This is a genomic window from Cupriavidus sp. 01L45 (genome assembly GCF_056399885.1).
Map to the genome: position 1 here is coordinate 1 of NZ_JBFTSG010000151.1, position 1416 is coordinate 1416.

Sequence of the window (1416 nt, forward strand, 5' to 3'; positions counted from 1 at the left end):
CAGTTGCGCATAGGCCTGGGTGTCGGCCAGTTCCGAGCCCTTGCCCTGGAACAGCGCCTGCGCCATCTGACGGGCCTGCGCATCGGCATCGGCGCTGTTGCCGACCTGCTGCAGGCGCAGGCGCAGTGCCGTCGCGCGGTCAAGGAACCGTTGCAGACTCAGGTCACCGCTGGTGCCCGCGCTGGCGCTGCCGGGCTGACCCTGCGCCACCAGCCGCAGCACCGGGCCAAAGGCCGCGCCCAGCGGCCCCGCCGCGTCCGGCTTCGCCACCTCGGGCCCCGCCGGCTTCTTGCCGAGCAGGTCCTGCGTCTTGGCCACCAGCGTATCGGACAGCGAGTCCTTGCGGGCGCCGGCGCCGCCCTGGTATTCGAGCGACTTCATCAGCGCGATGACGGGCGACTGGCGCGCGTCGGCCATCAGCTTGAGCTGCCCGATCGCAGCGGGCAGGGTCGGCGCGGCCTCCCATTGCAGGCTGTTCATGAAGCCCTGCCAATGCTCCGCGTAATCGGCGAAGTACTGCTCGGTCAGGGCCGCCTGCAGCGCTTCGGCCGAACGGCTCTCAGTCTGCTGCTGCTGCTGCTGCGGCTTGCCATCGGTCAGCACCCAGTCATTGGCGATCTCCGTGCGCTTGGCGGCCTGCTCGATCGCGGGGGCGACATAGCCCTCATAGGCCTGGCGGGTGAAGACCCCCGGCACGATGGCCGCGGCTCGCACCAGCCCCCGGGGATCGGCGCCGGCGGTCAGCGCGGCCAGGGTCTGGTCCGGATACTTGCTGCCAGCGTGCTCACCAAAGGCCTGGATCACGCCCCGATAGACGGTGTCCTCGGCATTGCGCTCGCCGATCACGGCCAGCAGCGTCTGACGGGCGCCGGCGACCAGTTCGGGCCGCGGCTCGATGTGTCCTGCCGGGTTGGCCTTCAAATGCTCCGCATAGAAGGTGAGCAAGCGCTCGGCAAGGTCCTGCCGCTCGCCCGGGGTCATCCGGGCATCGGTGGACCAGTGCTGCACCAGTTGCGGGGCCAGGAAAGCCGGCTCGGCGCGTTCGGGGTTGGCCAGCATCAAATAGGTCTTGAGCGCCTGGTGGCCGCTCAACGCCACCCGGTTGGTTACCGCATCCAGCACCGTGGTGCGCAGTTGCGCRAGATCCACCAGCGACGCCTCCAGATCCCGCTGCACGGGCGCGACCAGCAGCTCGCGGCTGGCCTGCGCGTAGGGCTTCCACAGCGCGGCGAGGATCGCCGGATCGCGATTCAGGCCAAAGCGGGTCGCAAGCGGCGCATGATGCTGGGTACGGTACTCGTAGCGCTCGATCTGCTGCTGCAAGGCAAGAAGCGCGCGCAGGCGGGCCGCCGGGTTGGGGGCCGACTGAAAGTCGTTCACGGATTGCCGGGCGGCGTGGATGTCCCGCCCGTTCAG

1 protein-coding gene is annotated in these 1416 nt (G+C 69.7%); it reads right to left on the minus strand.

The window, feature by feature from the left end; all coding sequences use genetic code 11:
• On the minus strand, positions 1 to 1380 hold a 1380-nt coding region (locus AC1DT6_RS40460; protein WP_477115621.1), incomplete at its 3' end, for an ImcF-related family protein.
• Positions 1381 to 1416: the final 36 nt, after the last annotated feature.